Genomic DNA, 13472 nt, shown 5'->3' on the forward strand with positions numbered 1-13472 from the left:
GGCGCACGGTCCCATCCCCCCTTGCGGGTAAGTGCAATTTCCGCTAGGGGGCGGGGCCCCTTTCACGTCACCGAACCGAATCCGGGGGTTCTAAAAGCGAACCTCGGGGAATTTCCCTAAGTTGACAGTCTCCGTTCATGGGTCCAGAATCAGGGCCCGGAGGCCCTAGCGGTCACAACTTGACCTCTTCGCCGGTACGCCCTCGGCGAGGGTCGACAAGGCGCACCGAGCGTGTTCCGGCGGTACGCGAAGGTCCGACAGACCCCCCTCGACAATGCCGCGCCGCGCCAAGAGCCGTTGGACCGCGCGTTGTGAACGGCCAAGTTTCGCACCGGAGGCGCCGCTCGGAGCGGCGGCAAGCGCTACCCGGAGGGTGCGCGTCACGAGGGGATCCGCCAACAGCGGAATCGCCGCGCGGGCCCATGGGCAAGTGACTGAGCCCGCAGGAAAATGAAAAGTCCCCCACGGCCTCCGCTCTAGCGTCGTGAGCCCCGCGTCAGCCAGTCGGCGCGCATGGTATTGGGCGGTCGAAAAGTGGATCCCCAGGCTCGAAGCGAGCCCCGTAGTTGATATCCCCGGGTGTCTGCGTATGGTCTCGTAGACGGCCAAGCCGCCGCCGATACGGCCCCTCGTCGTTTCCATCATGGATGACAGAGGTCGATAGGTGGAGCGTCCCCTTTTTCCCGGAAGGCTCGAACGGCCTAAGGAAGCTTCAAAAAGGGACAGGGGTATCATCGCGGGAAAAGATGTCCGTGAAATCCATCGAACTCGTCTCCATCGAGGCGAAGCGCTTCTCGCGCACGACCGAGCGCTTGGCGCAAGTCAGGATCGATCACAACAGCACCGTGACGCTCGTCAAGGAGGTCTCGAAGAGCGAGGCGAACATCGAGTTCCGCTACACCGCGTCCTACGGTTCCGTCGGCGTCATAAAGCTCGAAGGCTCTCTCGCTTACGAAGGTGATGCGAAGGCGCTCCACGCGAAATGGACCGAGTCGGCGCAGATGCCTGCCGAGATCGCCTCCGAGATCCACACGGCCGTGATGCGCATATGCGTCCCCGAGGCGGTCGGCATCGCCAAGAACCTGAACCTCCCCCCACCGATACCGCTTCCTCAGGTGAAGTTCCAGAACGAGGAGAAGCCGAAACCGGCCGCTGGCGGGCCGGAAGTCGCCTGACCTTCGACGGCCGAACATTCGTTTGGAGGGCCCCTTGAAGAAACGCGAGCTCGAGATCGTCCTCTCCCGCGTCCCGCCGCACCCGAAGCCGAATCCAAGGTTGGAACAGTACCAGACGCCCTCTCCCGTTGCCGCGGCGCTTCTTTACAACGCGCTTGCCTTGGGAGACCTCGCTGGAAAGCGGGTCATCGACCTGGGATGCGGGACGGGGATACTCGCTATCGGGGCCAGTCTCTGCGGCGCGGCGACCGTGCGAGGCATCGACGCGGACGAGGGCTCGATCGAGGTCGCGAGGGAATGCGCGAAACGACTCTCCGCCGACGTCGTCTTCGACGTCTCGAAGGTGGGGGACGTGACGGGAAGTTACGACACAGTCATCCAGAACCCCCCGTTCGGCGCACAAAACCGCCATGCGGACAGGCCCTTCCTTGAAAAGGCCATCGCCATCGCGCCCGTGGTCTACTCCTTCCACCTCAAGACGACCGAGGCGTTCGTGGAATCCTACGCGGCGGACCTTGCTGCCGATTTCACGCATAAGTGGGACTACGATTTCGCCTTGAGGCATCAGTTCGTTTTCCACGAGAAAGCGGTCGAACACGTCAAGGTCGTCCTGTTCAGGTTCCAAAGGCGCGATGATTGAGGCCCCCACCTCGCTCCTCGCTCGAAAGCGCGCGAGCGCGGTCGCCACGTGAAACCGCGACTCTTCGCGACGGCAAAACGCTTATAAAGGGGTCGCCGCATTGTCGCCGTCCAGCGCATGAATTCCCCTACATTGGTCTTCCCTGGTGACGAGATCGCTATCGCAGAGGAGTTCGTGCCCGGCCCAGGGGCTTTCGAGGAGAACGGCAAGGTCTACGCGGCCCGCATAGGCATCGTCCGCTACGACCCGGAGGCGTTCACCGTGACGGTCAACGCCAGCACCCGCGTGCCGGTGGAACTCAACGTGGACGACTCCGTCATCTGCAGCGTCCGGATGCTGAAAAGCAGTATGGCCATCGTCGACGTGGGCGCCCGTGTCGACGTCCCCGACAGTGCGATCGCCGGCGACACGGACGGCACCATACACATATCGAAGGTCTCCGACGATTACGTGGAGTCCATCAACGACGCCTTCCGCCTCGGCGACATCCTCCGAGCGAAGGTCGTGTCGACGCAACCCTCTCTGCAACTCACGACCCTCGGGGACGAGCTAGGCGTCGTCAAGGCCTATTGCCCTCGCTGCCGCACGGCGATGAATGCGGTCGAAAAGGCCGTCGTCTGCCCCGAATGCGATTGGAAGGACGCGAAGAAACTATCATCCCTTTACGGGACCGGGAGACTCTGAGGTGAACACGTGGAACTGAAAGTCATCGAACGGACGGACAAGGCGATAGAATTCGAGCTTCCCGGGGAAAACGAGACCCTGTTGAACCTGCTCAAGCAGAAACTCCTCGAGAACGACAAGATCGTGACGGCCACCTACATAATCGGCCATCCGCTCCTTGACAAACCGCGTCTTTTCGTCGAAGCGCGTTCCGGGAAGGCGGAGACGCACGTGAAGGCCGCGGTGAAGGCGCTTCGCGAGGACCTCGACTCGCTGGAAGACGCCGTCCTCAAGTTCAAGAAATGAGACGATCCGGTGTTCTTGAGGAGTCCATAGGCCTCTCTTTCTACGCGACGGACACCGCCGGGATCGGGGGCCGCATCCGTGATTCTCCCGAGGACTTCAGGGTCGAAGAGATCCCTCACGTCCCTGCCACCGCGCGCTCCGACGGCAAGTACACGATCGTCCAGCTCACGGCGCGAAACTGGGAGACGAACCGCCTGGTCGTCGAGGTCGCCAATCGGCTTGGGATCAAGCGTTCAGATGTGCATTTCGCCGGGACGAAGGACAAGCGGGCGGTCACCACTCAGCAGATGGCCATCAAAGCGCCCATCGAAAAGGTCCAGGCCCTTGGAATCCCCGACGTCGAAGTGAAGGCCGCTTTCCGGGCGGACTTCGCGCCAAAGATCGGCGACCTCGCTGGAAACCGCTTCGCGATACGGATCCGCGGTTTCGACGGGGGCTTGCCGGAAGCGCTTCTACAAGTGCAAGAAACGTGGAATTCAATCGAAGCACTTGGTGGATTTCCGAACTACTTCGGGCCGCAACGGTTCGGGTCGCTGCGCCCTGTCACGCACGTCGTCGGCGAACGGATGCTCCGGGGCGACTTCGAAGGCGCCGTGATGGCCTACGTCGCGAACCCGCTCCCTGCAGAATCACCCGCCTGCTATGAGGCACGCACACGCCTTGCGGCTGATCGCGACTTCGCTGCGGCCCTTCGCTACTTTCCCCCCGATCTCTCGTTCGAGCTTGACATGATCAATTACCTGTCTCGAAACAATGGTGACTGGATCGGGGCCTTGCGGGTGCTTCCAAGAAACCTGCGGACAATGTTCATTTACGCGTATCAATCTATGCTTTTCAATCATATTGTCTCGAAGCGCATGGAAAGGGGGCTCACGTTCGGTTCGCCACTCGTCGGGGACCTACTGGCTCCCGCCGATCGCGGCGGAAGATCCGATGTCGATAGTCTCGTTCCCGTGGTCGAAGAGAACCTCGATCGATGCGAGCGAAGCGTTGCCGCGGGTGAGGGGTTCGTGACGGGCCTGCTTTACGGTTATGATGCCCCCTTCGCCTCCGGCGAGATGGGCGCGATCGAGCGCGCTGTCGCGGCGTCTTCGGGCGTCTCTAAAGATGATTTCCGGGTGCCCGCGATGCCCGAGGTCCGCAGTTTCGGCGTCCGGAGGACGCTCCTAGCCCCCGTGGTGGATTTCGAGGCCGAGGCGGGGCGCGATGGAGCGGGGGAGTACGTCGAGGTGAGATTCGCGTTGGCGAAGGGCTCGTATGCGACGTGCTTGTTGAGGGAATTCATGAAGAACGATGCCAGCGCGAACTAGACTCTTGAAGTTCGGTGTATTCGATACAGAGATAACGCTAAAGCGCTATTGCCTTAACATCATAAAGGTTTTCGACTACTCGCTATAAATCATAATTTCGTGAAATTACGAAATCATTTTTTGCTCAGAAACAATCAATTCGCGAATGACCACGTTTCTATGATTTTAATGCCACGCCGTGTGCGCGTTGAACGCGGGCCACGAAAGATCGCCGATGCGCATGCTCGATGCAAAAATAGCGCCGCGAACGTGTTCGGCGCAAAACCCTGACGCAATGTCGGAAAATCTCGATGGTGAAGATTTGCGCTTGAGTTTCGTGTAAGATCAAGAAAATTGCACGGTCCTGAGATGACGCGCGAAATGGCGGCGGAGCAGGGATCTCGCGATTCATAAGATGGATGGCGTAACTTCTCCGCGCGCGAATCCCTTTGCGCGAGGGAGAACTGCTCGGTCCGCGTGTGCTGTGGTCGGATCCGTTGCCCGGCGCCGTGGGAACGCCTGATTCGGTCAAAGTGCGGCGAATGGGCCGGGATTTGCGAGGAAGGGCATTCGTGGCCTTGAAAACCCCCGGTTGACGGCACGCGTACGCCGTTCCTCGCGCATTTTCATTTAAATACTTAGATATATTATAATTCTCAACGCCGCTGTGTAAATGTGGACCCGTATTCTCGCGGGGGTTCTTAAGCAGGGTCCCTGGCTTTGCCTCTGCTGCACGAAAAGGGCTGATTCTTGGGATCCCGGGTTCGCACGCGCCACGACCACGACGAACGGCTCCTCATTTACAAACATCGTATAGAACGATACTGGATTGTCACAGTAATGCGTATGCCGACGTACAGAGACCGGAAAAGGGCTCGAGGGTTGTTAAGGTGAACGGCTACGGCGCCGTTGCGGACTTCTTGCTGCTACATGTCAACGGCTTGATGGCTCCAGGGTCATCGACGCCTCTGCTCGAGACCGCAGCGGCGACTCCAGGGTCACCGGTGACCTCCCTGCGGCGTTGGCTTCCCAAATCCAAAGTGAAAGGGCGAGGCGCCGATGTGCTCGAGCGATTGTTGGTTTTCAGTAATCGGCCGGCGCGTCTTCGTTATCGCCCTCGTGGGAATCGTGATTAGATGTCATGTTTCTCCTGAGAACCTCTTTTCTAGCTCGTATCTGGCGTTTTTGGCGTGTCTCTTGCCCTGAAACGTTTCCTCGTGCCGCGGATGTTCACGCCGCCGCTCCTTCCCTCGTTTTTTCGTTTTTCTCTTGCACGCGCCGTTCGTGCAGCCCCCCTCCGATCTTTTTCCAGGTGTCTCGCCATTTGGGCGTTTTCACCTGATTCCCCGTCGCGCAGTGTCGATGATCCGGCGCGCGCGGCGGGGCCGCGGCTATTGTGCGACGCGATCTTCATTTCGAAGTAAGAATTATTTCGTGGAATCGTGAAACTATGAAATTACGCTTAGTCGACATGACGTTTACGTCATTAAGTCGATAAACGTCTAAACGTGATTTCATCATGGATTCAATGGATTTGTCGTCCGGCTGGCTTTGGTCGGCGAAACCCTATCCATCTCCCCCGCATTCCCGCCCCGATGAGTAGCATCCGTGCCCCCCGAGGACGACGTCTCACCGCACGCGGTTGGCGGCAGGAGGGCATCCTCCGCATGCTCATGAACAACCTTGAGAACGCCGAACGCCCGGACGACCTCATAATATACGGGGGCACCGGCCGCGCGGCCCGCTCCTGGAAGGACTACCGACGGATCGTCTCCGCGCTCGAAACGCTAGGCGCGAACGAGACGCTCATCGTCCAATCGGGACGAGCACAGGCGGTGTTTCGCACCCACTCTCACGCCCCACGCGTGCTCATCGCGAACAGCAACCTCGTCCCGCGTTGGAGCACGTGGGACCATTTCAACGCGCTCGAACGCAAGGGCTTGATGATGTACGGTCAGATGACCGCGGGCTCGTGGTGCTACATCGGCAGCCAGGGCATCATCCAGGGCACCTACGAGACCTTGGCCGCGGTGGCTAGACGCCATTTCCGTGGTACGCTCAACGGTCGGATCGTGCTCACAGGGGGGCTAGGCGGGATGGGCGGCGCCCAGCCGCCGGCCGTGAAAATGAACGGTGGCGTCTCGATAACCGTCGAAGTCGACGAGCGGCGCATCAAACGCAGGATGGACAATGGTTTCTGCGACGTGATGGCCACCGAGCCGAAGGAGGCCCTCGCGCTCGCCAAAGCGGCGGCAAGCGAGAAGCGGGCCCTCTCGATAGCGCTTCTTGGAAACTGCGCCGAGACGCACGGTGCACTCCACGGCCTCGGGTTCCGCCCGGACATCGTGACCGACCAGACAAGCGCCCACGATCCGTTGAACGGCTACGTGCCCGCGGGATCGTCCGTTCGGGAGGCGGAGGAGCTGCGCCGGGAAGACCCGCGCAAGTACGTGGAGCGTTCCATGACCTCGATGCGCGATCACTGCAAGGCGATCGTCGCATTCATGGGCGCCGGTTCGGTGGCTTTTGATTACGGAAACAACCTCAGGGCGCAAGCGAAGGAGGCTGGGTTCGCGGACGCGTTCGCTTACCCGGGTTTCGTCTCGGAGTACATCCGGCCCCTGTTTTGCGAGGGCCGGGGGCCATTCCGCTGGATAGCCCTAACGGGCGAGGGGGAGGACATCCACGAGACGGGGCGGATGGTCAAGAAGCTTTTTCCGAAGGACAAGGGCCTACGACGCTGGATCGACCTCGCCGACGCGAACCTCCCTTGGGAAGGTCTTCCGGCCCGCGTCTGTTGGCTGGGCTTTGGCGAGAGGCACAGGTTCGCCTTGAAGGTGAACCAGGCGGTGGCAAGCGGTCGCCTCGGGCCCGTGGCGATGACGCGCGATCACCTCGACAGCGGCAGTGTTGCAAGCCCGTACCGGGAGACGGAGTCCATGCTCGACGGCAGCGACGCCGTCGCGGATTGGCCCATCCTGAATGCGCTTCTCAACACGGCGGCAGGCGCCGACCTCGTGGCCGTCCACAACGGAGGCGGCGTGGGGATCGGCCTCTCGACGCACGCCGGGATGATCGTCGTCGCCGATGGGACGAAGGAGACATCGGAGCGCATCCGGTCGGTGTACGTCGCCGACCCCGGGATGGGCATCGTTCGCCATGCGGATGCCGGGTACAAGACCGCGAAGCGTATCCTGAAGCGGGCCGGGCCGCGCTTAGGGCTACGCTCGCCCAAGTGACGAAAGCGTCGCCGCCTCCCGCGGGCAGTAGGCAGTATTAAGCGTGTTTCTCGCTTAACGCCCCCCGATGCTGCGTCTTGACGGCGAGAGCCTCACCATCGAGTCCGCGATGAAGGCCGTTCGTGGCGGAGAGAAGGTCGGCCTTGAGCGTTCGGCCCTTGCACGCATGAAGGCGTCACGGTCCACCGTCGATTCGCTCGTCGCAGCGGTCCGTAACGGCAAGTCGACACGCGCAATATACGGCATCAACACCGGGTTCGGGGAGCTTGCGACCACCATCGTGCCGTCCGCCGATCTCGACGACGTCCAAGAGAACCTGGTCCGAAGCCACGCGTGCGGCGTCGGGGCGCCTTTCGACGCTGAAGCCGTGCGCGCGATAATGCTTCTACGCGCAAATGCGCTTGCGAAAGGGTACAGCGGCGTGAGGCCCGAAGTCGTCCGCCTCATCGTCGACATGTTGAACGAACGCGTCCACCCGATGATCCCGGAGAAAGGAAGTGTGGGTGCTTCTGGAGACCTCGTGCCGTTAGCGCATCTTGCGCTCACGATGATAGGCGAGGGCGAGGCCACGCGCAAGGGGCGTCAAACGAGCGGCCGCAGGGCCCTCCTCGGCGGCGGCCTTCGACCAGTACGACTCAAGGCCAAGGAAGGGCTCGCGCTCGTCAACGGGACGCAGGCGACGACGGGTGTCGCGCTCATCGCGGTGCACGATGCGTTGAACCTCATCGTCGACGCCCAGATCGCGGCCGGGATGAGCCTCGAAAGCTTGATGGGAAGCGAAATCCCGCTCTCGCAACGTTTCGCCACAGTGCGCCCGCATCCTGGCCATGCGGTCGTCGCCTCGAACCTGCGCAACCTGATCGCGACCTCGGAGATCGTCGAGAGCCACCGTCATTGCGGCCGCGTCCAGGACGCCTATAGCATCCGTTGCATCCCCCAAGTCCTTGGCGCGAGCCTCGACGCATTGACCCACGCGCGTCCCGTTATCGAGCGTGAGATGAACTCGGCCAACGACAACCCGTTGATAATGGAGGGTGACGCGTTCTCGGGCGGCAATTTCCACGCGCAACCGGTGGCGCTGGTGCTCGCGTACGTCGGAGCGGCGGTCGCCGAGATCGCGTCCTTCTCCGAACGACGTACCGCTCGCCTCGTGGACGAGCACCTTTCCGAGCTTCCGGCTTTTCTCGCCGAGCACCCGGGCCTCAACAACGGCCTCATGATCCCCCAGTACGTGGCCGCGAGCCTAGTCTCCGAGAACAAGGGGCTCGCGTGGCCCGCGGTCGTGGATTCCATCCCGACGTCCGCAAACCAGGAGGACCACGTCTCGATGGGGGCGACGGCGGCGCGCAATGCCCTGCAGATAGTGAGGAACACGGAAGCGGTGGTCGCGATCGAGTACATGAGCGCGGCGCAGGCGCTCGACTTCAAGGCACCGTTACGCGCCGGCCGCGGAAGCCGCCTCGCGCACGAGGAGATCCGGCGGCGAGTGTCCCACCTGAAGCGCGACCGTTACCTCAAACCCGACTTGGATAGGCTCATCCTGGCGGTCCGCGCCGGCGAGATACGAGAGGTGGTCACCAGGAAGATCCCGTTGGCGCCCGGTTGAGTCCCTGCAGGGGCCGAGGCCTTTGGGCAAGGCCTCACCCATCACCATGGCGTCGCGGTCAGCCGTCTGTCCCGACGACCACTTTCCCATCCTTCACGACCGTCTCCACCTGGTTCGTTCCGTACCGGTAGCCCAGCCACTCGTGGGAAGGCGCATCGATGACGAGGACGTCGGCGCGTTTGCCCGGTTCGAGGCTTCCCACGTCATCGGCAACACCGCAGGCGTGGGCGGCGTTGATTGTGCTCGCGACGACCGCTTCCGCCGGCGTCATGCGCATCTGGTAGACGGCCAGCGAGATGACGGCCTGCATGCTCTCCGTCCAGGCGTTCGGGGACATGTCGCTTCCCAAGGCCAACGGCACGCCTTTGCCGACCATGTCCAAGGCGTTCGCGTAGGAGCGCATGAAGGAGCAGAAAGGGGTCCCCGGCAAGAGCACGCCGATGACGCCCTCTCGCGCCAAGGCGCGCATGCCGCGGTCGCTCGTCTTGAGCAGGTGATCCGCGCTGACGCAGCTTAGTTCTGCGGCAAGCTCCGCGCCGCCGAACGTGTTTATCTCGTCCGCGTGGATCTTGGCCTGGAGCCCGTGTTCCTTCCCGGCCTTGAGCACGGAGCGCGCGTGGTGGGGAGTGAATATGCCTTTTTCGAGGAAGATGTCGCAGAACTTCGGGACACTCGTTTTGGCCGCGGCGGGTATGGTCTCTTCCACCACCATCGAGACGAACTTGTCCGTGTCCCCTTTGTATTCGGGCGGAACGGCGTGGGCCGCCATCAGTGTCGGGACGATGGTCACGTCATGGGTCGCTTGGAGTCTCGAGATCGCCTCAAGGAGCTTCAGCTCTCCTTTCGTGTCAAGGCAATAACCGGTCTTCACCTCAGCCGTGGTCGTGCCGTTACGTAGCATCCTGTCGAGCCGGGCCTTGGTCTCCTCCACGATCCGCGCCGTCGAGGCTTTGCGTGTGGCCTCCACGGTCGAATGGATCCCGCCGCCCACCGCCAGGATGTCCTCGTACTTCCAGCCCTCGAGCTTCATCTCCAACTCTCGCTCGCGAGAACCCGCAAAGACGGCGTGCGTGTGCGAATCGACGAACCCCGGCATTACGACCTTGCCCGTAGCCCGAATCGTCCGCGTGGCCTTCCACTTGGAGAGTTCGCTCGATTTGCCTACGGCCGCGATGCGGCCGCCCCGAATCGCGACGGCACCTTTCGGGATGCGACCGAGTTCCGAGAGCGCGGGCCCGAAGCGTGGGCCTTTCCGCCCTTTGAGCGTCAGGACCTCGGCGGCGTCGAGTACGAGAAGGTCGGCCTTTTCCATTGGGGTAGGGTTAATACGGGAGCGCTAATTAACTCCTCGCCAATGCCGACGACGGACGCGAAGGGAAGCGAGTTGATCGAGTGCGTGCCCAACTTTTCCGAAGGGCGCCGCCGAGACGTCGTGGACGAGATCCGCCGCGCGATCGCTTCGGTCGCGGGTGTCCGTGTCCTCGATGTCGAGTTGGACGCGGACCACAACCGGTCCGTCGTCACCATCGTCGGCCCCGGCGAGGCGGTGAAAGAGGCGGCGTTCCTCGGTGCCGAGAAGGCGGTGGGACTCATAGACCTTCGAAGCCATGTGGGCGCCCACCCACGGATCGGCGCCGTCGACGTGATACCGTTCATCCCGATCCGAGGCGCGACCCCGGAGCGTTGCGTCGAACTCGCCCGATCGCTCGCGAAGGACATCTGGACGCGACTCCGGGTCCCCGTCTACTATTATGAGGACGCGGCCGTCCGTGCGGACCGTCGCAACCTCGAAGTGATCCGGAAGGGACAATTCGAAGGCCTGCGGGACGCTATCCTCACGGATGGCTCGCGCGCCCCCGACGTCGGCGAACCGCGGCTACACGAATCCGCCGGGGCCGTCGTTATCGGGGCTAGGATGCCACTCATCGCCTACAACGTGAACCTGGACTCGACCGACCTCGAACTCGCAAAGAGGATCGCCAAGACCATCCGGGAGAGTAGCGGCGGCATCCCGAAGCTCAAAGCGATGGGTGTCGACCTCAAGGCGCGTGGGCTAGTCCAGGTCTCGATGAACCTGACGGATTACCGAGTGACTCCGCCGAGCCGTGCCTTCGACGCAGTCCATGATGAAGCGCTGAAGGCGGGGGTCAAGGTCGTCGCCTCGGAGATCGTGGGGCTAGTGCCGGAGGCGTCGCTTCCTCCTAATGCCGTCGAACGGTTGAAGCTTGAGGATTTCACGGCGCACCAGATCCTTGAACGGAGGCTCGAAGAGTGACGAAGACCGCGTTCGAAAGCGAACCGTACAGCACGACACCGGTGGAGGCGTTCCTGGAGGCGCTCGCGTCGCCTTCCCCGACACCCGGCGGAGGAAGCGCTGCGGCGCTTGCCGGTGCCATGGGTTGCTCTCTTGGGGAGATGGCCGCGACGATCGGTTTGGGCAAGGAGTCGTTGAAAGCGTCTTGGCCGGTCCTCGAAGCCGCCCGCATCGCCCTCAACAAGGCCCGTTTCGCTCTCGTCCGGTTGGTCGAGGAGGACTCGCTCGCGTACGAGCGCGTGACCGCCGCTTACAAGTTGCCGAAGTCGAGCCCCGCCGAGGAAGCGACGCGCCGGGCGGCGATACACAAAGCGCTCGAGGGGGCAGCAGAGCCGCCGCTCGCGGTCATCGGCTCTTGCCGGGAAGGCCTTGAGCACCTCGCGACGTGTCTTACAGCAGGCCCACGCTCGACGCGGACGGATGTCCAGACCGGGGTGGCGCTTCTACGCGCTGCGCTCGACGGGGCGCGTTTGAACGCGGAGACGAACATCGTCTCGCTTCCGGAGGGCGCGGCGCAGTCGCGGCTCCGGGAGTCTCTGAACGCCTTGCTTGGGGAGACCACGACCGCGCTTCACCGCTTCGAGTCGTGAACGCGCCGCCCATTTCGCCTACGGGCTTTTTCCTCTGCGTCGCTTCATAGTCCGGGGCCATCCTCCATCATTCTTGCGTGGAAGTCGTCGGGTCCACAGACTCACGGGTTGAGCTTCGCGTAGTAGACGTCGGAGCGGCCGTTTCTCCCATCAGCCCATCCAGCGTGGGCGTAACCTCCGGAGTCGAAGTCCAGCCCCACGTAGTCGCCGATGAAGACGAAGCCCTGTTGATGGTACATGGGCGCCGGGCTGAAGGCACTCGACACCGTGAGCGCCGGCGTCCAGCCCGCGCCCCCGTTGAACGAATCGATGAACCGCGCCGTCACAAGGCCCGGGGCCGCGGTCGTCCCTGCGTCGTTGTAGTAAAGGATGCCCACCGTGCCGTTCGTCGGTGACGTGGCGACGCGCGGCATAACCTGGTGCTGGTTTGCGATCTTGCCCGGTTGCGTCATGGTCCATGTGGCGCCCTGGTCATTCGAGCGGGCCTCCGTCACGTGCCACCGGTTCGTCGCCGTCTCCCAACTGTGCCAAGCGACATGCACGGTGCCCCTGTTCGTTCCGAAGGAATGGTCCACCGCGATCGTGGGGATCGTCGGGGCCCGGTAATTGTACGAGGTCCCGCACGAACCGCACATCTGTGCGACGGGAACCGCGATGTCCTGGGGGACGAACGTGACGCCCTTGTCCGTGCTCACCCAGACCGTGATCATCCAATCGTTGAGAATGTGGTTCAAGTAGATCGTTCCGGGCGGGTATTTGGCGGGTTCGCTCGGCTGCGAGAACGCGCTCACGTACAGGGTGCCGTCTGGTCCGACCGCGGGTTGGGTCAAAGCGCCCCACGCGGCCGGGGGCATTATCGGGTTCGTGACCCACGTCAGGCCTCCGTCGATGGAGCGTGAGATCACTGGAGAGATGACCGCCGAGTTGATGAGGTCCCACGAGACGTAGATGGTGCCGTCCGTCGGATCCACCGCCATCATCTGCTTGTCCTCCCACGCGAGGTCGTCCAATCCCTCGAAGGCCATCGTCGTCAAGGGCCACGTCGCGCCGCCGTCGTAGGATGCCCCAAAGACCATCCCCGCCATCGGCGTCCCGTCCGGTCCAGGTTTTCCGTAGAGGAGTCCGGTGAAGTACAGGTCGCCGCCTGGCTCGAAGAGGAGCACCGGGTCGCTCATACACGGGTAGCCGCTCGCAGCACTCGGGACCGGGTCGGTCGGGTAGCCCGGGAAAAGGGTGTTCGCCCACGTGGCACCGCCATCGACCGTCCGGTAGACGCCGCCCCAGACCGTGTGCGCACCGCAGTAACCGCCGGGCCCGATGACCGATTCGAGGGAGTAGTCCTTCGCCGTGAGGACGATGTTCAGGGCGTTCGTCGGGTTGACCGCGAGGTCCACCTCGTTGGCGGGACCAAGCGTGACCGTCGCAAGTCGGTTGACCCCGGAAACCGATGAGGCGGGGACTGAAGGGCCACTTTCCGCGGCATCCGCCTGCACAACGAGCCCAGGAGACGAACCGGCCCCCGTGAACGCGTAGGCGGGAACGATTGCGATCAAGGCGATTGCGAACGGGACGGCTATCTTCTGCACGATATTGACCTCCCAAGGTCGGTTTCCTGGAGGCACTGCGGGGATGATAGCTTTTCCGGGAAAA

General features: G+C 62.7%; 11 protein-coding genes. 9 read left to right on the forward strand and 2 right to left on the reverse strand.

Going from position 1 to position 13472, the window contains the following annotated elements:
• Nucleotides 1–746: 746 nt before the first annotated feature.
• From HY556_06275 to hutH, 7 genes are all read left to right on the forward strand, one after another.
• A complete protein-coding gene (locus HY556_06275; GenBank protein ID MBI4393384.1) occupies nucleotides 747–1175 on the forward strand; it encodes a hypothetical protein in 429 nt (142 codons plus the stop codon).
• 34 nt (nucleotides 1176–1209) lie between these two features.
• Nucleotides 1210–1815 (forward strand): methyltransferase, encoded by a 606-nt coding sequence (locus HY556_06280; protein ID MBI4393385.1) that lies wholly within the window; start codon nucleotides 1210–1212, stop codon nucleotides 1813–1815.
• A gap of 117 nt (nucleotides 1816–1932) precedes the next feature.
• Nucleotides 1933–2499: an exosome complex RNA-binding protein Csl4 gene (locus HY556_06285; protein ID MBI4393386.1), complete on the forward strand. Its 567-nt coding sequence runs from the start codon at nucleotides 1933–1935 to the stop codon at nucleotides 2497–2499.
• Between the two features lie 9 nt (nucleotides 2500–2508).
• The gene (locus HY556_06290) at nucleotides 2509–2784 is read left to right on the forward strand and encodes a hypothetical protein (GenBank protein MBI4393387.1); all 276 of its coding nucleotides are present in this window, start codon (nucleotides 2509–2511) and stop codon (nucleotides 2782–2784) included.
• Entirely contained in the window at nucleotides 2781–4094 is a 1314-nt protein-coding gene (gene truD, locus HY556_06295) for a tRNA pseudouridine(13) synthase TruD (protein MBI4393388.1), read from the forward strand. The genes HY556_06290 and truD overlap by 4 nt, the downstream gene beginning before the upstream one ends.
• A gap of 1574 nt (nucleotides 4095–5668) precedes the next feature.
• Nucleotides 5669–7312, forward strand: a complete 1644-nt coding sequence (locus HY556_06300; GenBank protein ID MBI4393389.1) for a urocanate hydratase — start codon at nucleotides 5669–5671, stop codon at nucleotides 7310–7312.
• Between the two features lie 67 nt (nucleotides 7313–7379).
• On the forward strand, nucleotides 7380–8918 hold the full coding sequence (hutH, locus tag HY556_06305; GenBank protein MBI4393390.1) for a histidine ammonia-lyase: 1539 nt from the start codon (nucleotides 7380–7382) through the stop codon (nucleotides 8916–8918).
• A 58-nt stretch (nucleotides 8919–8976) separates the two neighbouring features.
• On the opposite strand, the gene HY556_06310 is transcribed toward hutH, so the two are convergent.
• Nucleotides 8977–10230, reverse strand: coding sequence for an imidazolonepropionase (locus HY556_06310; protein ID MBI4393391.1), 1254 nt, complete (start codon nucleotides 10228–10230; stop codon nucleotides 8977–8979).
• Between the two features lie 42 nt (nucleotides 10231–10272).
• Here HY556_06310 and ftcD point away from each other — a divergent pair, with 42 nt between their 5' ends.
• The gene (gene ftcD / locus HY556_06315; protein ID MBI4393392.1) at nucleotides 10273–11193 is read left to right on the forward strand and encodes a glutamate formimidoyltransferase; all 921 of its coding nucleotides are present in this window, start codon (nucleotides 10273–10275) and stop codon (nucleotides 11191–11193) included.
• On the forward strand, nucleotides 11190–11822 hold the full coding sequence (locus HY556_06320; protein ID MBI4393393.1) for a cyclodeaminase/cyclohydrolase family protein: 633 nt from the start codon (nucleotides 11190–11192) through the stop codon (nucleotides 11820–11822). Before ftcD ends, HY556_06320 begins: the two co-directional genes overlap by 4 nt.
• A gap of 101 nt (nucleotides 11823–11923) precedes the next feature.
• Here the strand turns inward: HY556_06320 and HY556_06325 are convergent, their stop codons facing one another.
• Complete coding sequence (locus HY556_06325) at nucleotides 11924–13408, reverse strand: exo-alpha-sialidase (GenBank protein ID MBI4393394.1); 1485 nt, start codon at nucleotides 13406–13408, stop codon at nucleotides 11924–11926.
• Nucleotides 13409–13472 lie beyond the last annotated feature (64 nt).

The sequence above is a fragment of the Euryarchaeota archaeon genome, assembly GCA_016207515.1.
In the GTDB taxonomy this organism is placed as follows: domain Archaea; phylum Thermoplasmatota; class SW-10-69-26; order JACQPN01; family JACQPN01; genus JACQPN01.

Excerpts from the sequence above, each read along its gene's own strand:
- truD (MBI4393388.1), top strand. The coding sequence starts at position 2,781 with ATGAGACGATCCGGTGTTCTTGAGGAGTCCATAGGCCTCTCTTTCTAC.
- hutH (MBI4393390.1), top strand. The coding sequence starts at position 7,380 with ATGCTGCGTCTTGACGGCGAGAGCCTCACCATCGAGTCCGCGATGAAG.
- HY556_06300 (MBI4393389.1), top strand. The coding sequence starts at position 5,669 with ATGAGTAGCATCCGTGCCCCCCGAGGACGACGTCTCACCGCACGCGGT.
- HY556_06285 (MBI4393386.1), top strand. The coding sequence starts at position 1,933 with ATGAATTCCCCTACATTGGTCTTCCCTGGTGACGAGATCGCTATCGCA.
- HY556_06275 (MBI4393384.1), top strand. The coding sequence starts at position 747 with ATGTCCGTGAAATCCATCGAACTCGTCTCCATCGAGGCGAAGCGCTTC.
- ftcD (MBI4393392.1), top strand. The coding sequence starts at position 10,273 with ATGCCGACGACGGACGCGAAGGGAAGCGAGTTGATCGAGTGCGTGCCC.
- HY556_06310 (MBI4393391.1), bottom strand. The coding sequence starts at position 10,230 with ATGGAAAAGGCCGACCTTCTCGTACTCGACGCCGCCGAGGTCCTGACG.